Source organism: Flavobacterium sp. SLB02, from assembly GCF_009664855.1.
In the GTDB taxonomy this organism is placed as follows: domain Bacteria; phylum Bacteroidota; class Bacteroidia; order Flavobacteriales; family Flavobacteriaceae; genus Flavobacterium.
Genome location: NZ_CP045928.1, coordinates 1 through 21,621 on the forward strand (window position 1 = coordinate 1; position 21,621 = coordinate 21,621).

Genomic DNA, 21,621 nt, shown 5'->3' on the forward strand with positions numbered 1-21,621 from the left:
AGATTCAGATAAATTTTTTTATTATTGATAAAGATTCTCCTAATAAAAAAGGAGCAATTTTATTCCGTATTTCGGGATAACAAATATGTGAACAAATTTCTGTAAAAAAAAATATTTTGGGCTCTAATTTTATAAAAAAAAGTTGTAAGTGAACTTTTGGAATTTAATTTTTTTTAATATATAAATAATGAAAAATCATCAAACGCAAGTGCGTGTTCGTTACTCAGAAACCGATCAAATGGGAGTCGTTTATCACGGAAATTATGTCCCTTATTTTGAGATAGGACGCGTGGAATGGCTTAGAAACAAAGGGATTTCGTATAAAAGTATGGAAGAAAGCGGAATTGGTTTGCCTATTGTTTCGATGCAAATAAATTATAAAAAATCAGCACGCTATGATGAGCTTCTTACAATTCATACAACTTTCAAAAGTCAATCCTCAGTCAAGATTGAATTTGACTGTGAGATTTATAATGAGGCGAATGAGTTATTAACAACTGCGGTGTTTATTTTAGTATTTATTTCGTTAAAATCGGGTCGCCCAACTGCCCCTCCGGATTATATTTTAGAATTGTTTAAAACACTTGAATAATTGTTAAAATGAGATAGGTTTTTGTATTAATTTATATAATTTTAATATCGATTTCAAACATTAAATCAAAAATGTCGAATACTGATTCGGCATTTTTTTTGCGCGTCTTTGTCTTGATTTTGCCAATTGGTAAACCTAAATCTTCGTCAATTTCCATTTCCTGAGATGTGATTTCCAGCTTTTTTTCTTTGATAACCCGCATTACTTTGTTCATGTTTTTGTAATCAAAAGAGATTAAAAAGTGAACATCAATTGTTTTTTCGATAATCTCACAAACTTCAAGAGTCAATTGAGCCGTTGTTTTGTAAGCGGCAATTAATCCGCCAACACCTAATTTTATTCCTCCAAAAATCCGAACTACGACTACCAAAACGTTTGTCAGGCCAAAAGATTGTATTTGTCCGTAAATTGGTGCTCCGGCAGTATTGCTTGGTTCGCCATCATCATTGGCGCGATATGAAATTTTTGGTGCAGTACCAAATTGGTACGCATAACAATAGTGTACTGCGTGCGGATGTTGTTTTTTTAAAGTTTCGATGATGGGTTTTACTTCGTCTTCGTGTTCTATAGGAAAGGCGTAACCAAAGAACTTGCTTCCTTTTTCTTTAAAAAGTACTTCTTCAGATTCAAAGGCTATGGTTTTATAAGTGTCGTCGTATTCCAAAAGTAAAATTCTAAATTATATTTAATGTTTTTTTTGCAGAGTTGATTTTACCGCAAAGTTTGCCAAGGTTTTATTGTTAACTGTCTGTTTGCAAGCTTAAAAAGTTCGCAAAGCTAAATCAATACAAAGCTTTGCGAACTTTGTATTCGTAATTCGTTAAAATCTTCGCGAACTTTGCATATCCCGATAGCTATCGGGATTTCGTCTTTGCTGTAAATTCTCTCCAAATTCAATTTACAATATCTTTTTCTCAAATAAATCAACCACATCTTCCTGGCCCACTTGCAGATTCCAAACATGGAAACCTAAAGCGGCGGCTGAATCTGTGTTTTCTTTTTTATCATCGACAAACAAAGTGCGCTTTGGGGATAGTTCGTGTTTGTTGATCAGGTATTGAAAAACTTCTGCGTTTGGTTTGCGCATTCCAATTTCAAAAGAAAAATAAACTTTTTCAAAACATTGATAGAAATCGCTGTAAAACGAAATGCCGCTTTTGTTTTCGAAAGTAGCGATATGAATAGAATCTGTATTGCTCAATAAAAACAAACGGTATTTTTTTGAAAGCATTTGTAGAAATTCTAATCGATATAATGGAAAATCTGCTAAAACCGCATTCCACGCTTTTAAGATTTCTTCTGTCGAAGCATTTGGTAATTCTTTCTGGAAACCTGCCAGAAAATCATCATGCGATATATCTCCTTTTTCGAACAAAAGATTCAAACGATCCAATTCTGCATTCCATTCCGTCATGCCCAATTGCTGCAATCCTGAAATGGTCGCTTGTTTATCTAAATTGATAAAAATATCTCCAAAATCAAAAATTATAGTATCAATCATGATTTCTAATGTTTAATAATTCGTCGCTTTGAATGTACGTTTTGGTTGGATTATTCTTTTGAATAATTGGTGCTTTAGTTCCTTTTCCAAAAGAAATATTTCCGATAAAAATCCGGGCTTCATCCCAAATATTCTGATCTATAAAAGATTGTAAAGTTTGCAATCCGCCTTCAATAATAATAGACTGAATTTGGTTTTGATGCAAAACAGCCAAAATTTGTGGTATTATATTTTGATTAAAATCAATTACTTCAAAGTTAGTGTTTTCTGCTGAAATGTTGGTTTCAGATTTTGTAAATACAATTGTTTTTACGGTATTATCAAAAACAAAACTTTCTTTTGATATGCGATTATTTTGATCCAGAATAACTCTTACCGGATTATTTCCTGACCAGTCTCTGGTGTTTAACTTCGGGTTATCATCGATCACAGTTTGGGTTCCCGCTAAAATAGCTTGTTCTTCGCTGCGCCACTTATGAACCAATTGTCTTGAATAGGTATTGGTAATCCAAACCGGTTTTCGATCCTGACCGATTTTTTTTTCCGGAGAAAGAAAACCATCCAGAGTTTCGGCCCATTTTAATATTATATAAGGTCTTTTTTGCTGATGAAAAGTAAAAAAGCGTTTGTTGAGTTCGTTGCATTCTTTTTCTAAAACGCCAACAGTTACATTTGCTCCGGCAGCAATTAATTTTTTAATACCGTTTCCTGCTACTCTTTCGTTAGGATCAACGGTTCCAACCACTACGTTCGGAATTTGATGTTCTATAATCAAATCGCAGCACGGAGGTGTTTTACCAAAATGGCTGCAAGGTTCCAGACTTACATAAATAGTAGCTTTTTTTAATAATGATTTGTCTTTTACAGATCGAATGGCATTTACTTCGGCATGTGGTTCTCCGGCTTTTTTATGCCAGCCTTCGCCAATGATTTGATTTTCGTAAACAATTACGCTACCCACCATCGGATTAGGATATGTAGTTCCAAAGCCATTTTCTGCCAATTTTATGCAGCGTTTTATGTATTTTTCATGTATATTCACGGTACAAAAGTAGTTATTTTTGTTTAGTTCGATAGTTAACGATATTGTTAAGAAACTATCAAAAAAGTATTTTTACTTTTGTAATAAAATACACGAATAAAGAAAAATGGAAAATTGGGTTATCAGAGCAATTAAAAAAGAAGACAATCAGGCAGTTGCTCAATTAATAAGATCGGTTTTTGATGAAATGGAAATTCCGAAAGTAGGTACAGCGTACGAAGATCCTTATTTAGATTTAATGTTTGAAGAATATAATAAGCCACAATCAGTTTATTTTGTGGTCGAAAATGAAGGCAAAATTGTAGGTTGCGCAGGAGTGGCACCGCTTGAAAATGGAGATCCTGAAATATGCGAATTGCAAAAGATGTATTTCCTGCCTGAAACTCGTGGTTTAGGGATTGGAAGTAAAATGATGAATAAATGTCTAGAGCAGGCAAAAGATTTTGGATTCGAAAAATGTTATATCGAAACAATGCCTTTTATGTATGCCGCTCAAAAATTATATAAAAAATCGGGTTTTGAATATTTAGATGCTCCTTTAGGAAATACAGGGCACAGTTCTTGCCCAGTGTGGATGTTGAAAGTTTTATAAGCTTATGAAAAATTTTGTTTTTGGAATTGTTTTGGTTACAGTTTTGTTTTCTTGCAATGGCTCTAAGGAAAAGAAAGTTGAAAGAAAAACTGTTATAGCGAATAAAGCTATTGTTAAGGATACTCTTCGTGAGAATGAAATTACTTCAGATGAAGAATTTAAAAGTGACTTTGAGATTTTGTTGCCAAGGAGTTATCGAACTTATGACAAAATGAATCCAGCTTCGTCGCTGACCAAAAATTGGATTGAGTTGTATGAAGATAATGGGGAATATTTTTTAGGGAAAGCTGATTTTAAAATCGAAAAAGGATTTGACGAATGTTCGGGAGATTCTTTACAATCGATTATTTCTAAAAAGAAGACTGTAGTTTTTATAAATTATCCAGAACTTAAAGTAGGAAAAATAAAGTCTCTGAAAATTGAGGAAGATAAAATCTGGCCTAAAGAAAAATTGAGTTTTACATTTAATAATGATGTTTATACTTTGAGAGCGGAAGGAAAAGTGATTTCTGAGGAAAAGAGATCTACTGACGACGATAAGGAGGAAGTTTTTAAAGAAGTAGCGCATTATAAACTTTATTTATCAACTGCAAATAATGCTGAAAAACTGCTTTTATCAGAAGAATCATTTGATGATACATTTGTAGAATTACTTTTTGCCGGAGATATTGACCAGGATGGAAAATTAGACTTTGTTTTTGGTGCTAACAGAAATTATGAAGAAGAACGGGTAATTTTATTTCTCTCTTCAAGAGCTAAAAATGACGAAGTGGTGAAAAAAGTTTCAGAGATAGCAGTTCAGTTTGATTGCTAGAATTGTAAACTAAACTGATTGCTGGAAAAATAAGAATACAATATTTGCTTAAAAATTGAGGCATTAAAAAATAAACTCAAAATGAGAATCAAACAATATCGAACTCAATTTATAAAAGAATTATCGCCTTTTTATGATGCTTATGAAGCGGAGAGTTTTTTTTATTTAATATTAGAGGACAAACATAAATTGCGTCAAATAGATTTGGCATTGAATCACGAACTGACTTTTTCGGATAGTGATTTTGTGGTGTGGGATTCGTTATTGGCGCAGTTGAAAAAGGAAGTTCCGATTCAGTATTTATTAGGAAAAACTAATTTTTACGGTTTAGATTTCGAGGTCAATGAAAATGTTTTGATCCCAAGACCTGAAACCGAAGAATTGGTAGAATGGATTATCAATGAGAATTCTAAGACTGATAGAGCTAAAAAAATAAAAATCCTGGATATAGGAACCGGGAGTGGCTGTATTGCCATTTCGTTGGCAAAAAATATTCCGAACGCTCAGGTTTATGCTATGGATGTTTCGAAAAAAGCAATAGAAACTGCTAAGCGAAATGCTGTGAACAATAAAACAGATGTTACTTTTATTCTTCAGGATGTCTTGAATGCAGAAGAATTGAAATGTAATTTTGATATTATAGTTTCGAATCCGCCGTATGTGCGTAATTTAGAGAAAGAAGAAATCAAGAAGAATGTGCTGGATTATGAACCGCATTTAGCACTCTTTGTAGAAGATAATGATGCTTTGATTTTTTATCGAAAGATTGCTGGGCTGGCGCAAAATAATCTGTTAGAAAATGGGCAATTATATTTTGAAATCAATCAGTATCTTGGTTGTGAAATGAAAGATTTATTAGAAAAAATGAATTTTAAAAGCATCGAATTGCGAAAAGATATCTACGATAATGACCGTATGATTTTTGGTAAGGTTTCTAAAACGGTATAATTAAGTTCTTGAAAAAATGAAACTTCTAATCTGGCCCCGATAGCAGTGAAAATCCTTTTATGTCGGTGTTCGGCATAAAAGATTGCAACGAATAGTGGGGCAAGTTTTCTTTTGAAATGATTAATTGCTGCTTCAAATATTTATTAAGAAGCTGAGAACTGAAAACTGCGACTGAAAACTAAAAAAAATTATTCGTAACGCAAAGCTTCGATAGGATCTAGTTTTGAGGCTTTTATAGCAGGATATAAACCCGAAACAATCGCAACGGTAAAACTGGTTGCAAATGCTGCAAAAATGGCTACCCACGGAATCACGAATGCAAAACTCATTGCAGTTGCAATTGCAAAACCTAAAAGGATTCCGATTATAATACCAATCAAACCTCCGATTTGTCCGATCAGTAAAGTTTCGATAAAAAACTGAACGGCAATAGTGATTTTTTTTGCGCCTAAAGCTTTACGAACGCCTATTTCGCGTGTACGTTCTGTAACCGAAACGATCATGATATTCATTAAAGCGATTGAAGATCCTAAGATGGTAATCACGCTGATGATCCAGGATGCCCAGCCTAAATATTTTGTGATGCCCAAGATACGGTTGATTAAATCGTCGCTACGGCCAATTCCGAAATTGTTGTCGCGCGTTGGACTTAATTTTCGTACGCGTCGCATAGTACTTGTGGCATTGTCGATAGCTTCGTCAAGAAGTTCTTTTTTGGCCACCATTACGCTCAAAGTATAATTGATGTTTGGGGCAGTAAATAAGGAACGTGCCACCTGAATTGGAATTAAAACGCGTAAATCCTGACTGTTGCCAAACGTAGATCCTTTTTCTTTTAGAACACCAATAACTTTAAAACGCGCACCACGAATCGAGATTATTTTGTCGATTGGGTTCACATCTTTTAATAAACCTTTTTCGAAATCAGATCCTACAACGCAGGAATAGGTATTATTATCGATATCAAATTGATTGAAACTACGGCCAAGGCTTATTTCTAAACCTGAGTTGGATATAAAATGTTCGTCGACACCAAGAATCTGGATTTCCGGATCAGTTTTTTTCTCCAGATATTTTACTTCTGCCGTTCGGGTTGCTGTAAAGGATAATGAAGTTTCGGTAAAAGGGTATTTGTATTTGTTTTTGAAAGCAACGGCTTCAGGATAGGAAATAATTGGGTTTACGATTTCACGCTCGTTACTTCCGCGGTTTTTAAGGTTGTTTTCGTATTGGTTAATATTGAAGGTATTCGCTCCCATAGAAGCAAAATTGGTCGAAATGGTATTTTCGAGTGCTGTTACCACCGTTAAGATTCCCACCAAAGCGGTAATCCCGATAGCGATAATTAATACGGTAAGAATAGTGCGCAGTAATTGTGTTTTGATAGAACCAAAAGCAATTCGGATATTTTCTTTAAATAATTTTAGCATCATGACCAATTTGTCACGAAAATACGTTTTTTGTTACAAGTTTGTTTTCGAACTGGCATTATTTATTTTAAAAAATAAGATATTTGCAGTCGATTTGTGATTAGTAGTAAATCTATAATCCCAATAAAATTAACGTAAAAGAGTTTATGAGTTAAGATTAGAAAATAATCTAAAATCTAAAATCTAAAAATCTAAAATCATAAAGATGGCTTCAAAACCAAGCATACCACAAGGAACAAGAGATTTTTCGCCTGCAGAGGTGTCAAAACGTCAATATATTATTCAAACGATAAAAAATAATTTCGAGAAATTTGGTTTTCAGCCAATCGAAACGCCATCTTTTGAAAATTCAGATACCTTAATGGGTAAATATGGAGAAGAAGGTGATCGTTTGATTTTTAAAATTTTGAATTCAGGTAATTTTTTCTTTAATAAAAATAAAATTGAATTACCGGAATCTATCGAAGCATTGCAGTCTAATTCGGCTGAAACAATAGATTTGAATCAAAGAATTGAGCTGAATAAATTTACAGGAAAGATTTCTGAGAAAGCTTTACGTTATGACCTGACTGTTCCGTTTGCAAGATACGTTGTACAGCACCAAAACGAAATTGAATTTCCTTTTAAAAGATATCAGATTCAACCGGTTTGGAGAGCTGACAGGCCGCAAAGAGGACGTTACAGAGAGTTTTATCAATGTGATGCCGATGTTGTAGGTTCGAAATCATTATGGCAGGAAGTAGAATTGGTTCAGTTATATGATACGGTTTTTACATCTTTAGGTTTAGAAGGTGTAACGATCAAAATCAATAACCGTAAAATATTATCGGGAATTGCTGAAGTTATTGGCGCATCTGATAAATTGATCGATTTTACGGTGGCTCTTGATAAGCTGGATAAAATTGGTGAAGATGGTGTGAAAAAAGAAATGATCGAAAAAGGTATTGATGAAAAAGCTTTGGTTAAAGTGCAGCCGCTTTTTAGTTTTACCGGAACGTTCTCGGATAAAATTGCTCAGCTTTCAGATTTATTAGCTGAATCTGAGGAAGGAATGAAAGGAGTAGAGGAATTGAAATTTATTTGTGACAATGTGGCAACTTTAGGTTTGGCAACAGCCACCTTAGATCTTGATGTTACGCTTGCCCGCGGATTGAATTATTATACGGGAGCTATTTTTGAAGTAGCAGCACCAAAAACCGTTTCGATGGGTTCTATTGGCGGCGGCGGAAGATACGATGACTTAACAGGTATTTTTGGTCTGAAAAATATGAGCGGGGTTGGAATTTCTTTTGGTTTAGACCGAATTTATCTGGTTCTGGAAGAATTACAATTATTCCCTGAGACTGTTGCAGCAACATCAAAAGCATTGTTTATCAATTACGGAGATGCTGAGGCTTTGTACGCTTCGCAAGCGATTCAGAAATTGAGAAAAGAAAATATAAAAGTAGAGTTGTATCCTGATAATGTAAAAGTGGGGAAACAGTTTCAATATGCAGATAAGCGTTTGATTCCGTTTGCAGTAATTGCGGGCGATCAGGAAATTGCAAACAATTCTTATTCGCTTAAAAATTTAGTATCAGGAGAACAGGTTTCTGTTGATTTTGAAGGGTTGAAAAACGCTTTGTTAGCATAATTGAATGATAAAGTATTTTGCCACTCCCGATAGCTATCGGGATAAAAGGATTATTTAGATTTTTGTTTCACGCAGATTTTGGAGATTCAAGCACATTTAATTTGATCGTTATGTGAAATAAATCGGTATTAATCTGCCTAAATCTTTTTAAAATCTGCGTGAAATAAAAAATTAGAGGTTAACTGTTTGAATCAAAGGTTTTTGCTTTGAATCGCACAGATTTAAAGGGTTTTCTTTTAAAATCTCTGCTTGAAATAGTTGCCGGAGAAGAAAAAAAACTTTTAATTTGCCGACCTTAAGTTACGGGCGTAGTTCAAGGGTAGAATAGCGGTCTCCAAAACCGTTGATGGGGGTTCGAATCCCTCCGCCCGTGCAATTAAATTATTTTTTACCGCAAAGAGCGCAAAGATTTTTATCTAAAAATATTAAAAAAAAAACACAAAAGTTCGCAAAGCTAGATCAATACAAAGCTTTGCGAACTTTTTATTTTTTTAAAAGCCAAGCGTAAAAATATTAACGTCCTTTGCGGTAATTTTTTTTGTCAAAAAGCATAAAAAAAAGCTTCGTCTGAAATAGACGAAGCTTTTTTTAATATAAGGTAAAGTTGAATTAATAATTATTTATAAAGCCGAAGCTAACCCTTAAATTCAATTTTGATTGGTGATAATTTAATTTCTAATTTTGGAACTCAAATTTACTATAAACTAAAACGTAATAGTCTTAAAATTGTATTAAATTTTAATTCATAGTTTTCGTTTTTTAAACGGCTCAGTTGCAATAAAGTGACAATTTGACATTTTACAAGATTTGGCAGTACTTTTGCAATCCAACAGAAAGAATAAAAAATGAAGTTTAAGAATATTTTTAAAAATAAAAGTAATATGACTACGGAAAATACAGAGTTCGATCAAGAATTAGATGATGCAACGTTAGAAAATAATGCCAATGGCGAGCAGTTAATTGTTGAAGAATTAAGTGTTGAAGAGCAATTAGCTCAAGACCTTGCGAAAGAAAAAGATAAATTCTTGAGATTATTTGCTGAATTTGAAAATTACAAAAAAAGAACTTCAAAAGAGCGTATCGATTTGTTTAAAACTGCAAACCAGGATGTTTTGGTAGCAATGCTGCCTGTTTTGGATGATTTTGACAGAGCGATTGTAGAAATCAACAAGTCTGATGATGAAAATTTGAAGAAAGGTGTTGAGTTGATTCACGAAAAATTGAAAAATACTTTGGTTTCTAAAGGTTTAGAGCAAGTTGAAGTAAGAGCAGGTGATGCTTTTAATGCTGATTTTGCTGAGGCAATTACCCAAATTCCGGCTCCGTCTGAGAAATTAAAAGGGAAAATTGTTGATGTTATTGAAAAAGGATACAAATTAGGAGACAAAATTATTCGCTTCCCTAAAGTTGTTACCGGAAACTAAAAATACGAATTAGATTCTGAATGTCAATTTTTTAAGAATTGGATTTTGGATTTTAATATTTGGAATTTAACCTAAATTATGAAAAAAGATTTTTACGAAATACTAGGCATTTCAAAAAATGCTGACGCTGCCGAAATTAAAAAAGCTTACCGAAAAAGTGCATTGAAATATCACCCGGATAAAAATCCAGGCGACAAAGAGGCAGAAGAAAACTTCAAATTAGCTGCAGAAGCGTATGAAGTTTTAAGCGATCCTAACAAAAAAGCGAAATACGATCAATACGGACACCAGGCATTTGATGGTTCCGGCGGATTTGGCGGTGGCCACGGTGGTATGAATATGGATGACATTTTCAGCCAGTTTGGTGATATTTTTGGAGGCGGATTTGGTGGTTTCGGTGGAGGCGGTGGCGGTGGCCCTCGTCGTGCTAAAGGAAGCAATCTTCGAATCAAAGTAAAACTGACTTTAGAAGAAATTGCAAATGGTGTTGAGAAAAAAGTAAAAGTAAAACGTAAAGTTCAGGCTAAAGGAGTAACATACAAAACGTGTTCGACTTGTAACGGTCAGGGGCAGGTAATGCGCGTAACCAATACTATTTTAGGAAGAATGCAATCTGCGTCAACTTGTCCTACTTGTGGAGGTTCTGGTCAGATTTTAGACAAAAGACCTTCTGAAGCAGATTCACAAGGAATGGTTCAGGAAGATGAAACAGTATCAATCAAAATTCCTGCTGGAGTTGTTGATGGTATGCAATTGAAAGTTTCTAATAAAGGAAACGATGCTCCCGGAAATAGTATTCCCGGAGATTTAATTGTAGCTATCGAAGAGCTGGAGCACGAATTCCTGAAACGTGAAGGTGAGAACATTCACTATGATTTATACATCAGTTTCCCGGAAGCAGTCTTAGGAGTTTCTAAAGATATCGAAGCCATCAACGGAAAAGTTCGTATTAAGTTAGAAGAAGGAATCCAATCCGGAAAAATCCTGAGATTAAAAGGAAAAGGTATCCCAAGTATAAACGGTTACGGAAGCGGTGATTTACTAGTTCACGTGAATGTATGGACGCCAAAAACGTTGAATAAAGAGCAAAAACAATTTTTTGAAAATGCTTTAAACGACGATCACTTTATTCCAAGTCCTGAAAAATCAGAAAAATCATTTTTTGAGAAAGTAAAAGATATGTTTTCATAAGCTAAACTTTTTTAAAAATGTTTAAATAAATTTAAAAACCCATTCTAATGCAAATTTAGAATGGGTTTTTTTCGTAATTATACAAAGATTCGCTTCGAATTATTTACTTTTACAGGCTGTTGATCATAATGATCCAACTGAAGCAGAAAATCTTAAATATAGCATGAGCAACTTACTCGAAGTACATAAAGTCGTAAAACAATACGGTGATTATGTAGCGCTTAACGAAGTTTCATTAAATGTGCCAAAAGGCAGTATTTATGGGCTATTAGGTCCAAATGGAGCCGGAAAAACTTCCCTTATACGAATCATCAATCAAATTACTTTGCCCGATAGTGGCGAAATAATCTTAGATGGAGAAAAATTACAGCCAAAACACGTGCAGACTATTGGTTATCTTCCCGAAGAAAGAGGATTGTATACTTCTATGAAAGTAGGAGAGCAATGTTTGTATCTGGCACAAATGAAAGGACTTACTAAAGCCGAAGCAAAAGTGCAGTTAGAGTATTGGTTTGACCGTTTAGGAATTCAGGGTTGGTGGAACAAGAAAATCCAGGAACTTTCTAAAGGAATGGCGCAAAAAATTCAGTTTGTGGTTTGTGTATTGCATAAGCCAAAGTTGTTGATTTTTGATGAGCCTTTCTCAGGATTCGATCCTGTAAATGCCAATGTTATCAAAGATGAAATTCTGGCACTAAAAGAGCAGGGCGCAACCATTATCTTTTCGACACATCGTATGGAAAGTGTTGAGGAACTTTGCGATCATATTGCTTTAATTCATAAATCGAATAAATTAATCGAAGGAAAATTAAGCGATGTCAAACGTCAGTTTAGAACCAATAGTTTTGAGGTCGGAATTTTGACCAGTAATGTCGAAGGTTTGATGTACGATATCACACAAAAGTTTACGGTTTCGCCGGCAAGTTTTAAATCATTAAATGATGATTTAAAATTAGATATCCAGATTGGGAATTCGACTCCAAATGAGTTATTGAATATCCTGACACAACGCGGACAAGTAACTCATTTTTTAGAAAAAATACCAAGTGTAAATGATATTTTTATTCAGACAGTAACCGAAAACAAAAAATAAAATTTCAAAAAATAAATTCCAAATTCCAATGTTAGAGCGATCAAAACTGGAAATTGGAATTTGAAAATTAAAATATTTATGAGCATCATTTCGTTGATTATAAAAAGAGAATTCATTGCAAAAGTTCGCAATAAGTCTTTTGTTGTCATGACTTTTTTAAGTCCGTTGCTGTTTGTTGCAATTGCAGGATTTATTGGGTATTTGAGTTCGATGAAAGCCGAAACCAAACGAATCGCCATTCATGATGAAACAGGTTTGTTTGCGAATGATTTTGTAAAACAGAACAAAAAAGAAGCAGTATTTAAGTATCTGGATCTTTCTCAAATAGATGCAAAAGCGCTAAAAGATAGTATTACGAACGAAAGTTTTGATGGTTTAATTATTATTCCAAAAACAAATAATTTAAAAGATTTAGAAAGTAAAATTGAATTTATTTCGAATAACAGTCCAAGCATTTCTTTTATCGAAAAAACGCAGGATGTTATTGGGGAGAAAATTACAAAGATAAATCTTGGAAAAGCAAATTTGGATACTTTAGCCATTCAAAAAGCACAATCAGCAGTTAACATTCATTTGATAAAAGCTTCTGGCGAAGAAAGTTTAAAAGGATTAAATGAAATTAAAATCGGGATTGGCGGCGCATTTGGCTATTTGATCATGATGTTCATTATCATTTACGGAAATATGGTCATGCGCAGTGTGATCGAAGAAAAAACAAACCGAATTATAGAAATCATTATTTCATCGGTAAAACCATTTCAGTTAATGATTGGTAAAATCATCGGAACTTCACTGGCCGGATTATTACAATTTATGATTTGGGCTATTATCGGTTTAGGATTAATGTTTGCAGCTTCGGCATTTTTTGGTGTAAATGTTGGGCCAACAGCCAGAATTTCACCTGAATTGATGCAATCAGCCCAAAACGAAATGTCAGGAAGTGCTCAAATGTATATTAGCGAATTATGGAATTTACCAATCCCCAGTATTATAATAGGTTTTATAATTTATTTTATTGGAGGATACTTTTTATATAGTTCGTTTTACGCAGCAATTGGAGCCGCAGTTGACAATCAAACCGATTCTCAACAATTTCTTTTGCCTATTTTAATGCCGCTTATTTTAAGTGTTTACATCGGATTTTTTACGGTTGTCAATGATCCACACGGAAGTATTGCCGTAGTATTTTCGATGATTCCACTGACCTCACCAATTGTAATGTTGATGCGACTTCCGTTTGGAGTGCCGTGGTGGCAAATCGCAATTTCGGTATCATTATTGTTTGCTACGTTTTTCCTTGTAGTTTGGTTCGCAGCCAAAATTTACCGAATCGGTATTTTAATGTATGGCAAGAAACCAACCTGGAAAGAATTGTATAGATGGCTTAAATATTAGTTTTTTTGAAGTTGCAAAGGTTCAGAGGTACAAAGGTTCAAAGGTTTAAAAAAAAATGAACTATATAACTTAGAATAAAAAGCAAGTTTTAAAATTATATTGAGCATTAAAGATAGATAGATTACTAATAATGGGTTAAAAGGTAAGAAAGCAACAAAGATTTTAAACTTTGTACCTCTGAACCTTTGCAACTTTGAACCTTTAAAAAAAATGAGTAAAATACTAATTATAGAAGACGAAGCATCGATCAGAAGAGTTTTGGTAAAGATTTTATCAGAAGAGAATGATACCTATCAGGTAGATGAAGCAGAAGATGGAGTTGCGGGTCTTGAAAAAATAAAAAATAACGATTACGATTTGGTTTTGTGCGATATCAAAATGCCAAAAATGGATGGTGTTGAGGTTTTGGAAGAAGCTAAAAAAATCAAACCGGAAATCCCAATGGTAATGATTTCAGGTCACGGAGATATGGAAACGGCGATTCATACCATGCGTTTGGGAGCTTTTGATTATATCTCAAAACCACCGGATTTAAATCGTTTATTGAATACGGTTCGTAATGCTTTAGATAAAAAACAACTTGTAGTTGAGAATAAAATCTTAAAGAAAAAAGTCAGCAAAAACTACGAAATGGTAGGCGAGAGCGAAGCCATCAATCATATTAAATTGATGATTGACAAAGTAGCGCAAACCGAAGCCAGAGTTTTAATTACGGGACCAAACGGAACCGGAAAGGAATTAGTAGCACATCAATTACATGAAAAAAGCGAACGTGCTAATTTTCCTTTAATCGAAGTAAACTGTGCCGCAATACCAAGCGAGTTAATCGAAAGCGAATTGTTTGGTCACGTAAAAGGTGCATTTACATCAGCAGTAAAAGATCGTGCAGGAAAGTTTGAGGCAGCAGACAAAGGAACTATTTTCTTAGATGAAATTGGAGATATGAGTCTTTCGGCGCAAGCCAAAGTGTTGCGCGCTTTGCAGGAAAGTATGATTACAAGAGTTGGAGCCGAAAAAGATATAAAAGTCGATGTTCGCGTAGTTGCCGCAACAAACAAAGATTTGAAAACTGAAATTGCCGAAGGTCGTTTCCGTGAAGATTTGTACCATCGTCTGGCTGTAATTTTAATTAAAGTTCCGCCATTGAATGAAAGACGTGATGATATTCCGGCTTTGATCAGACATTTTGCTGCTAAAATTGCTTCGGAGCAAGGAAATGTGGTTAAAATATTTTCGGCGCAAGCCATAAAATTATTGCAGGAATACGATTGGACAGGAAATATCCGCGAACTTCGAAATGTAGTCGAAAGATTAATCATTTTAGGAGGAAACGAAATTTCTGAAACCGATGTGAAAATGTTTGCAAGTAAATAGGTGCTTCGCGCAATAGGCTTTAAGCTTTAAGCTTTAGGCTATCAAAAAGAATAAATAATTTTTGCTTAAAGCATAGAGCTTAAAGCTTAAAGCATAAAAAAGATGAAACTAAAAAAAATAAACGAAAAATTACAAAATGCATTAATCGAAAATGGTTTAACTGAAGCAAATGTTTTGCAGCAGGAAACTTTTTCGACGATAAAAAGTGGTGCAGATTGCATTATTCTTTCTCCTGCCGGAAGCGGAAAAACGACAACGATTGTTTTGAATGTTATTCAGCAATTGTCAGGTCATACTGAAGAGTCGCCGCGTGCTTTGATTTTTGTTGAGGATAAAGCCAAGGTGTTAGAAATGGAAGCTCTTTTTGAGAAGTACGGAAAATATTCTAATCTGGAGGTTTACGGAGTACACGATAAAGGTGATACGGATTATGATAAAAATTATATTTCTACTGGAATAGACGTTTTAATTGGTACGCCAAATAAATTAAGTGATATGTTTACAACAGCAGGTTATAACGTAAACCGTTTGAAAATGTTTATTATCGATGATGCTGATCCAATGCTGAAATTACGTCACGAAACTAAAATCATGCGTATTTCAAACAGTATCACCAAAACACAACGTCTTATTTTTGCTGAAACATTGACAGAACGTATCGAGATTCTGGCCGATAAAATGATGCTTGAACCTTATTTATTTGATATGGATGAAGAAGGTGAAGAGGAGCTTGATGAGGAAGAAGATGATATTCAGGAAGAGGAATAACGTTGCAGTTTTCAGTCTCAGTCTTAGTCTGAAAACTGTGACTGCGACTGAAAACTAAAAAAGTAATCTATGGAAATGTTGAAAACACTTAAATTTTTAATAATTGTGCTTCTTGCATTTTTTGTTATTATTTATGTAATCATTGTTTCCTATGTTTATTTTAATCAGGTTGATATGGTTTTTCAGAGTAGTAAACTCCCAAAAGATTATCAGTTTGATTATCAGCATAAATTTGAAGAATTGAATATTACGTCTTTTGATGGGGCAAAATTAAATGGTTTATTATTTAAAGCTGAAAATTCTAAAGGTTTGGTTTTTTATCTTCATGGAAATGCAGGAACTTTGGAAACTTGGGGTAAAATTGCTAAAATCTACACTAATTTAGGGTATGATATTTTTATTTTAGATTATAGAAGTTTTGGTAAAAGTGAAGGAGAAATTGAGAATGAAGAACAGTTGAATCAGGATATTTCTATTGCCTATAAATCATTGAGTAAAAAATATCCTGAAGATAAAATTATTATTGCAGGTTATTCAATTGGTTCCGGGATTGCAACTATTCTGGCTTCTCAGAATAAACCAAAAGCTTTAATTTTGCAATCGCCTTATTATAGTTTTACAGAATTGTCGAGCAATAGAGTGCGATTTTTTCCTGATTTTCTGAAAAAGTTTAGTTTAGAAACATTTGGATATCTGCCAAAAGTAAAAGCACCAATTTATATTTTTCATGGCATGAAGGATCAATTGATTTCGTATCAAAATTCAGTTCGTTTAAGTCAGCTTTTAAAAAGTAACGGGCATTTTTATCCGCTAAAAAATCAGGAGCATATTGGTATGAATGAAAACAATGATTTTCAGAATCAGCTAAAAATAATATTACAATAGAAATAAAAAATAATAAAAATAGAATGTTATGGGATTAATGAAAGTGTATTCGGGAAGTGAAGTTTTAGCACTTGCTTTACAAGAAAGATTAGAAGAAGCGGGAGTAGAAACTACAAAAAAAGACAATATTCAGTCTGCTCGTTTAGGAGGTTTTGGACAATCTGATTTGGCCGTTGAGGTATTTATTCAGGAAACAGATTTTGCAAAAGCAAATCCGGTTATCGAAGAATTCAGAATGAGTATATAAAGGAAAGTTTTTAGTCTCAGTAGAGAACTGTTTACTGTGACTGAAAACTGAAAACTAAAAAAAAAATGCAGTATAAAATGCTAGTGCTCGACATGGATGATACCTTGTTGACAGACGATCATAAAATTTCAGATTTAAATAAAAAAGTACTTCTTGAAGCGCAGGCAAAAGGTGTTCATGTAGTTTTGGCTTCGGGCAGACCAACATCAGCAATGACGGCTTATGCTAAGGAATTGCAGCTTGATTTGTACGATTCTTATATTATTTCGTTTAATGGAGCAGTAATCAGTACTGTAAAAGATGATCTTGTGTTGTTTGAACAATGCCTGACGCCGGAACAAATTCATGATTTGTACGATTATAGTGTAAAAATGAAAACGCATATTATTACCTATATTGACGGTGAAATTGTTAGCGAAACAGATTCTGAGTATATCGACATCGAAAAAGAAATCACCGGATTACCACACAATAAAGTAGCTGATTTTAAAGCAGCAGTTACCAAACCAGCGGTAAAATGCATTTTGTTGGCAGAACCTTCTTATCTAAAAGAAGTAGAAAAAGATTTAAAATTGGCAATGCCGCATTTGAGTGTTGCGATGTCTAAACCTTTTTTCCTGGAAGCCGCTCAAAACGGAATTGATAAAGCAGCCAGTTTAAAACTTTTGGCTGAAAAGCTAAATATTCATCAAAGTGAAATTATCGCCGTAGGAAACGCAGGAAATGATTTAACTATGATCGAATATGCCGGACTTGGCGTTTGGGTTGATAATGTTACGCCTGAATTACGTGACAGGGCAGATGTTATTGTGGCTTCAAATAATAATGACGGAGTTGCTGAAGTGGTACAGCGCTATATTCTATACTAAATTATTCCTGAGATGAAAGAACCAATAGAAACAGAACGTTTGATTTTAAGAGAATTGATAGCATCAGATGACCAAGGAATGTTTGAATTAGATTCTAACCCGAACGTACATATTTTTGTTGGTAAAAAACCGGTAAAAGATATTGAGGAAAGTCGCTCTCATATCAAAATTATTCAACAACAATACAGGGATTTAGGTGCAGGTCGCTGGGCAGTTGTTCTAAAAGAAACGGGAGAGTTTATAGGCTGGTCCGGAATAAAATTTATTACCAATGAAATCAATCATCATAAAGATTTTTATGAAATTGGATATCGTTTTATCGAAAAACATTGGGGAAAAGGATATGCGACCGAAGCCGGAAATGCTTTTGTAGACTATGCTTTTAATACAATGAAAGTAGATGCGTTATACGCTTACGCTGATAAAGGGAATGAAAACTCGAGAAGAATTCTTGAAAAGTTGGGTATGCGTTACGTAAATTCTTTTGAATATGAAGGAGAAATGGAAGTTTGGTACGAACTAAAAAATCCAAACTTATAAAACCTAAGAAATGCGTTCCAAATCTTTGCAAACTTAATCTCGTTTAAGATTCACAAAGATTTGGAAAACAGCTCGTAGTTTTTCTAATACTTTAATTAGATATTATTTTTTAGCTACAGAAACAAAATATTTATTTCCGTCACCCATTGTTAGTTTTACACGCTCGTCGCAAAGATCGATTGCAAAATTCGCGCTTTCATAACAAGTACAAGTAGTATTTTTGTCTTTAGACATTTCAGTTTTACAATTGTTGTTTTTAAAAGTAGACAATTGTGGTGTATACAAACTAACCAAATCAGTAGAAGCTGTTACTAAAGAAATAATACTTGCTGAATTATTACTTGTAATTCTGTAAACGATTCTATCTGTATAGTTTACTTCATTTACTGTTACTTTGCGAATATAAGTGTAAGCTGTTGAGCCTTCACCCGGTTCTTTTACTTCAAATTTAAATCCAACCGCACGAATTGCAATATCAAATTGAGATTGAGAGTTTAAGCTCGCCCATGTTGTCAATGTACTAATAGAAGGAAATGGATTAGCAGCTGGAGCAGCAGTTTGCGCTTGCGAGCTAAAAATAGTTAAGAACATCAAGCAGATTGTGGGTAAAAATGCTTTCATATGGAATTTTAATTTATAAATTTTGCCTACTCTTTCTGGTTTTCGGCCTTCCCATTTTTTTATAACAACAAAACAACAACATAACGAGGGAAAATCAAAATTGTTATGCCGATTTATTGTTTAAATAATATAATTTTTACTCACTACTTTTATAGGAGGTGAAATTACTTTTTATGAACGAATTAAACAAAGTTAAATGTAAGAAAATTTGAATTTAACACGCAAAAAAATGTATTTAATCGATGATATTTGCATTTAATCGATAATTTTGTCATTTTATTCTTATTGAATTCATGAATTCTTTTTTAAACAAATAAATTTTATTCCCTGTTTGTTTGGTTTAACATATAGTTTTTTAGGATAGACTAAATATTGGTTTGCTCCAAAATATTGATATATAGTGTATTATTGATTTTATTTTAAAGAATATTGTACGTAAATTTGCAAACTCTTTAAAAGAGATGTAAATATAATATCTTACTACTTAAAACGTAGTTTATTCCCATGGAAAACAGAAAAAAAGTTGCCTTTTATACGCTTGGTTGCAAACTGAATTTTTCAGAAACTTCTACAATCGCCAGAAACTTTAGTGACGAAGGTTTTGATCGCGTTGATTTTGAAGAAATAGCAGACATTTATGTTATCAATACTTGCTCAGTTACTGAGAATGCTGATAAGCAATTTAAGCAGGTGGTAAAAAAAGCAATGAAACTTAATGATAAAGCTTTTGTAGCTGCAGTAGGCTGCTACGCACAATTAAAACCAGAAGAATTAGCGGCTGTTGATGGTGTTGATTTGGTTCTTGGTGCTACCGAAAAATTTAAAATTACCAATTATATTACCGATTTGAGTAAAAACGACATGGGTGAAGTTCATTCCTGCGAAATTGCCGAAGCTGATTTTTATGTAGGTAGTTATTCCATTGGTGATCGTACCCGTGCTTTCTTAAAAGTTCAGGATGGTTGCGATTATAAATGTACCTATTGCACGATTCCGTTAGCAAGAGGAATTTCGAGAAGTGATGCTTTAGAAAATGTATTGCAGAATGCCAAAGAAATTTCGGCTCAAAATATCAAAGAAATAGTTTTAACTGGAGTAAATATTGGTGATTATGGAAAAGGAGAATTTGGAAATAAAAAACACGAACATACTTTTCTTGATTTAGTTCAGGCTTTGGATAAGGTTGACGGAATCGAACGTTTACGAATTTCATCTATCGAACCTAATTTGCTAAAAAATGAAACAATAGAATTTGTTTCTAAAAGCAGAACTTTTGTCCCTCACTTTCATATTCCGTTGCAATCAGGAAGTAATGATATTTTAAAATTAATGAAACGTCGTTATTTACGTGAAGTATATACAGAACGTGTAAACAAGATTCGTGAAGTAATGCCGCACGCGTGTATTGGTGTTGATGTGATTGTTGGATTTCCTGGTGAAACCGATGAGCACTTTTTAGAAACCTATCATTTCCTTAACGAAATGGATATTTCATATTTACACGTGTTTACGTATTCAGAAAGAGACAATACTGAAGCTGCAAATATGCCAGGAATTGTTCCCGCAAATGTTAGAGCAAAACGAAGCAAAATGCTACGCGGATTATCGGTTAAAAAACGTCGTGCTTTTTACGAAAGTCAACTAGGATCTAACCGAACGGTTTTATTCGAAAGTGAAAACAAAGAAGGTTACATTCACGGTTTTACCGAAAACTACGTAAAGGTAAAAACGCCGTGGAATCCGGCATTGGTAAATACTTTACAAGAAATCAATCTGACAAAGATCGACGAAGACGGAAGTGTTCGTTTAGAGTTTTTAAATAAATTGGCGGAAGCATAAACATATAGTTTGCGCAAAGTTTGTCATTGCGAGGAACGAAGCAACCACACTAATAAAAACAGAAAAGCCCTTTGTGAAAAGGGCTTTTCTGTTTTCGAAAAATTTTGTCAAAGTTGAAACGTTAGTTGTATTTAGAATAAATTCTATTTCTGATCTTCCAGAATTACCAATTTCAGAGAATGAATAGCAAACACTAAAGATATTTATTTCAATTCAATTTTCTTTCGAATCAATTTTAAACTTTCGTCATTAGGATCCCTTTCCATTTTATAAACTGTTTTGTTTTCAATAAAAATGCTGTTTTGTAAATCTTCAGCAGTAAATCCATCACAGCCTGTGGGAACTGAAAAAGTTTCTACAATTTGTTTCCATTCTGAATTTTGTAAAGAATAAGTAGTCATAGTATACATACATCCGTTCATGGGAGCCTGAAAAACTGAAAAATCATCTTTTCCATCATTGTTTAAGTCGCCTTCATTAATAAGAGTAGCTTCGCAACAATTAATAGGTATTGCTTTTAATGATGGATTACTAAAAGAAATAGTATACTCATCCGGAGTTCCGTCTTCTATAGGATTTCCTTCTCCTTGTTTTGTTTTTGTAACAGTGGCAAATTCATTTTTCCCGTCACCATCAAAATCACCTTCGATTTTTGTACCCACCAAAAGTTTACTTGTTTTTTCCTCTTGCGAAGTTTTCCTTTCCGTTTTTATGGAAACAGAATCTTTTTTTGAGATTTCAGGATTTATATCCTCAGTTTTGCTTTTTTGAGAGCAGTAAACCAAGATGAATAATACTGGTAAGATAACAAGTTTTTTCATAT

22 protein-coding genes and 1 tRNA gene are annotated in these 21,621 nt (G+C 33.7%); 17 read left to right on the forward strand and 6 right to left on the reverse strand.

All coding sequences use genetic code 11. The annotated features are described in order from the left end of the window. Window positions 1-187 precede the first annotated feature (187 nt). On the forward strand, window positions 188-592 hold the full coding sequence (locus GIY83_RS00005; RefSeq protein ID WP_173971691.1) for a thioesterase family protein: 405 nt from the start codon (window positions 188-190) through the stop codon (window positions 590-592). Between the two features lie 31 nt (window positions 593-623). Here the strand turns inward: GIY83_RS00005 and GIY83_RS00010 are convergent, their stop codons facing one another. From GIY83_RS00010 to ribD, 3 genes are all read right to left on the reverse strand, one after another. Further along, on the reverse strand, window positions 624-1,256 hold the full coding sequence (locus GIY83_RS00010; RefSeq protein WP_208683997.1) for a YigZ family protein: 633 nt from the start codon (window positions 1,254-1,256) through the stop codon (window positions 624-626). Between the two features lie 234 nt (window positions 1,257-1,490). Continuing rightward, window positions 1,491-2,093, reverse strand: a complete 603-nt coding sequence (locus tag GIY83_RS00015; RefSeq protein WP_208683999.1) for an HAD family phosphatase — start codon at window positions 2,091-2,093, stop codon at window positions 1,491-1,493. Further along, window positions 2,086-3,135 carry a bifunctional diaminohydroxyphosphoribosylaminopyrimidine deaminase/5-amino-6-(5-phosphoribosylamino)uracil reductase RibD gene (ribD, locus tag GIY83_RS00020; RefSeq protein ID WP_208684001.1) on the reverse strand — a complete coding sequence of 350 codons (1,050 nt, stop codon included), beginning with the start codon at window positions 3,133-3,135 and terminating at the stop codon, window positions 2,086-2,088. The genes GIY83_RS00015 and ribD overlap by 8 nt, the downstream gene beginning before the upstream one ends. A 106-nt stretch (window positions 3,136-3,241) precedes the next feature. On the opposite strand from ribD, the gene GIY83_RS00025 reads away from it, so the two are divergent. The 3 genes from GIY83_RS00025 to prmC all read left to right on the forward strand — a co-directional run bounded on the left by GIY83_RS00025 (window position 3,242) and on the right by prmC (window position 5,489). Continuing rightward, window positions 3,242-3,727, forward strand: coding sequence for a GNAT family N-acetyltransferase (locus GIY83_RS00025; protein WP_194617556.1), 486 nt, complete (start codon window positions 3,242-3,244; stop codon window positions 3,725-3,727). Window positions 3,728-3,731: 4 nt separating this feature from the next. Beyond that, window positions 3,732-4,541, forward strand: coding sequence for a hypothetical protein (locus GIY83_RS00030; protein WP_208684003.1), 810 nt, complete (start codon window positions 3,732-3,734; stop codon window positions 4,539-4,541). A gap of 81 nt (window positions 4,542-4,622) precedes the next feature. Further along, window positions 4,623-5,489, forward strand: a complete 867-nt coding sequence (gene prmC, locus GIY83_RS00035) for a peptide chain release factor N(5)-glutamine methyltransferase (protein WP_194617558.1) — start codon at window positions 4,623-4,625, stop codon at window positions 5,487-5,489. 188 nt (window positions 5,490-5,677) lie between these two features. Here the strand turns inward: prmC and GIY83_RS00040 are convergent, their stop codons facing one another. Next, entirely contained in the window at window positions 5,678-6,922 is a 1,245-nt protein-coding gene (locus GIY83_RS00040; RefSeq protein WP_194617559.1) for an ABC transporter permease, read from the reverse strand. A 202-nt stretch (window positions 6,923-7,124) separates the two neighbouring features. On the opposite strand from GIY83_RS00040, the gene hisS reads away from it, so the two are divergent. The 12 genes from hisS to GIY83_RS00100 all read left to right on the forward strand — a co-directional run bounded on the left by hisS (window position 7,125) and on the right by GIY83_RS00100 (window position 18,338). Then, window positions 7,125-8,552 carry a histidine--tRNA ligase gene (gene hisS, locus GIY83_RS00045; protein WP_194617560.1) on the forward strand — a complete coding sequence of 476 codons (1,428 nt, stop codon included), beginning with the start codon at window positions 7,125-7,127 and terminating at the stop codon, window positions 8,550-8,552. A gap of 302 nt (window positions 8,553-8,854) precedes the next feature. Next, a tRNA-Trp gene (locus tag GIY83_RS00050) sits at window positions 8,855-8,925 on the forward strand. Between the two features lie 472 nt (window positions 8,926-9,397). Then, window positions 9,398-9,976 carry a nucleotide exchange factor GrpE gene (locus GIY83_RS00055; RefSeq protein WP_194617561.1) on the forward strand — a complete coding sequence of 193 codons (579 nt, stop codon included), beginning with the start codon at window positions 9,398-9,400 and terminating at the stop codon, window positions 9,974-9,976. Window positions 9,977-10,054: 78 nt separating this feature from the next. Next, window positions 10,055-11,167 (forward strand): molecular chaperone DnaJ, encoded by a 1,113-nt coding sequence (dnaJ, locus tag GIY83_RS00060; RefSeq protein WP_194617562.1) that lies wholly within the window; start codon window positions 10,055-10,057, stop codon window positions 11,165-11,167. 163 nt (window positions 11,168-11,330) lie between these two features. Then, complete coding sequence (locus tag GIY83_RS00065) at window positions 11,331-12,260, forward strand: ABC transporter ATP-binding protein (RefSeq protein WP_194617563.1); 930 nt, start codon at window positions 11,331-11,333, stop codon at window positions 12,258-12,260. A gap of 78 nt (window positions 12,261-12,338) precedes the next feature. Then, window positions 12,339-13,655, forward strand: coding sequence for an ABC transporter permease (locus GIY83_RS00070; RefSeq protein WP_208684005.1), 1,317 nt, complete (start codon window positions 12,339-12,341; stop codon window positions 13,653-13,655). A 210-nt stretch (window positions 13,656-13,865) separates the two neighbouring features. Next, the gene (locus GIY83_RS00075) at window positions 13,866-15,029 is read left to right on the forward strand and encodes a sigma-54 dependent transcriptional regulator (protein WP_194617565.1); all 1,164 of its coding nucleotides are present in this window, start codon (window positions 13,866-13,868) and stop codon (window positions 15,027-15,029) included. A 102-nt stretch (window positions 15,030-15,131) separates the two neighbouring features. After that, window positions 15,132-15,797 carry a DEAD/DEAH box helicase gene (locus GIY83_RS00080; RefSeq protein ID WP_194617566.1) on the forward strand — a complete coding sequence of 222 codons (666 nt, stop codon included), beginning with the start codon at window positions 15,132-15,134 and terminating at the stop codon, window positions 15,795-15,797. Between the two features lie 69 nt (window positions 15,798-15,866). Continuing rightward, window positions 15,867-16,682 (forward strand): alpha/beta hydrolase, encoded by an 816-nt coding sequence (locus GIY83_RS00085; protein WP_208684007.1) that lies wholly within the window; start codon window positions 15,867-15,869, stop codon window positions 16,680-16,682. A gap of 28 nt (window positions 16,683-16,710) precedes the next feature. Next, window positions 16,711-16,929 (forward strand): putative signal transducing protein, encoded by a 219-nt coding sequence (locus GIY83_RS00090; protein WP_072961853.1) that lies wholly within the window; start codon window positions 16,711-16,713, stop codon window positions 16,927-16,929. Window positions 16,930-16,994: 65 nt separating this feature from the next. Beyond that, the gene (locus GIY83_RS00095; protein ID WP_194617568.1) at window positions 16,995-17,798 is read left to right on the forward strand and encodes a Cof-type HAD-IIB family hydrolase; all 804 of its coding nucleotides are present in this window, start codon (window positions 16,995-16,997) and stop codon (window positions 17,796-17,798) included. Between the two features lie 12 nt (window positions 17,799-17,810). Beyond that, window positions 17,811-18,338, forward strand: coding sequence for a GNAT family N-acetyltransferase (locus tag GIY83_RS00100; protein WP_208684010.1), 528 nt, complete (start codon window positions 17,811-17,813; stop codon window positions 18,336-18,338). Between the two features lie 102 nt (window positions 18,339-18,440). On the opposite strand, the gene GIY83_RS00105 is transcribed toward GIY83_RS00100, so the two are convergent. Continuing rightward, a complete protein-coding gene (locus GIY83_RS00105; protein WP_065451486.1) occupies window positions 18,441-18,959 on the reverse strand; it encodes a hypothetical protein in 519 nt (172 codons plus the stop codon). A gap of 504 nt (window positions 18,960-19,463) precedes the next feature. On the opposite strand from GIY83_RS00105, the gene mtaB reads away from it, so the two are divergent. Continuing rightward, the gene (gene mtaB, locus GIY83_RS00110) at window positions 19,464-20,798 is read left to right on the forward strand and encodes a tRNA (N(6)-L-threonylcarbamoyladenosine(37)-C(2))-methylthiotransferase MtaB (protein ID WP_208684012.1); all 1,335 of its coding nucleotides are present in this window, start codon (window positions 19,464-19,466) and stop codon (window positions 20,796-20,798) included. Window positions 20,799-21,001: 203 nt separating this feature from the next. Here the strand turns inward: mtaB and GIY83_RS00115 are convergent, their stop codons facing one another. Next, the gene (locus tag GIY83_RS00115) at window positions 21,002-21,619 is read right to left on the reverse strand and encodes a hypothetical protein (protein WP_208684014.1); all 618 of its coding nucleotides are present in this window, start codon (window positions 21,617-21,619) and stop codon (window positions 21,002-21,004) included. Between the last annotated feature and the right edge of the window lie 2 nt (window positions 21,620-21,621).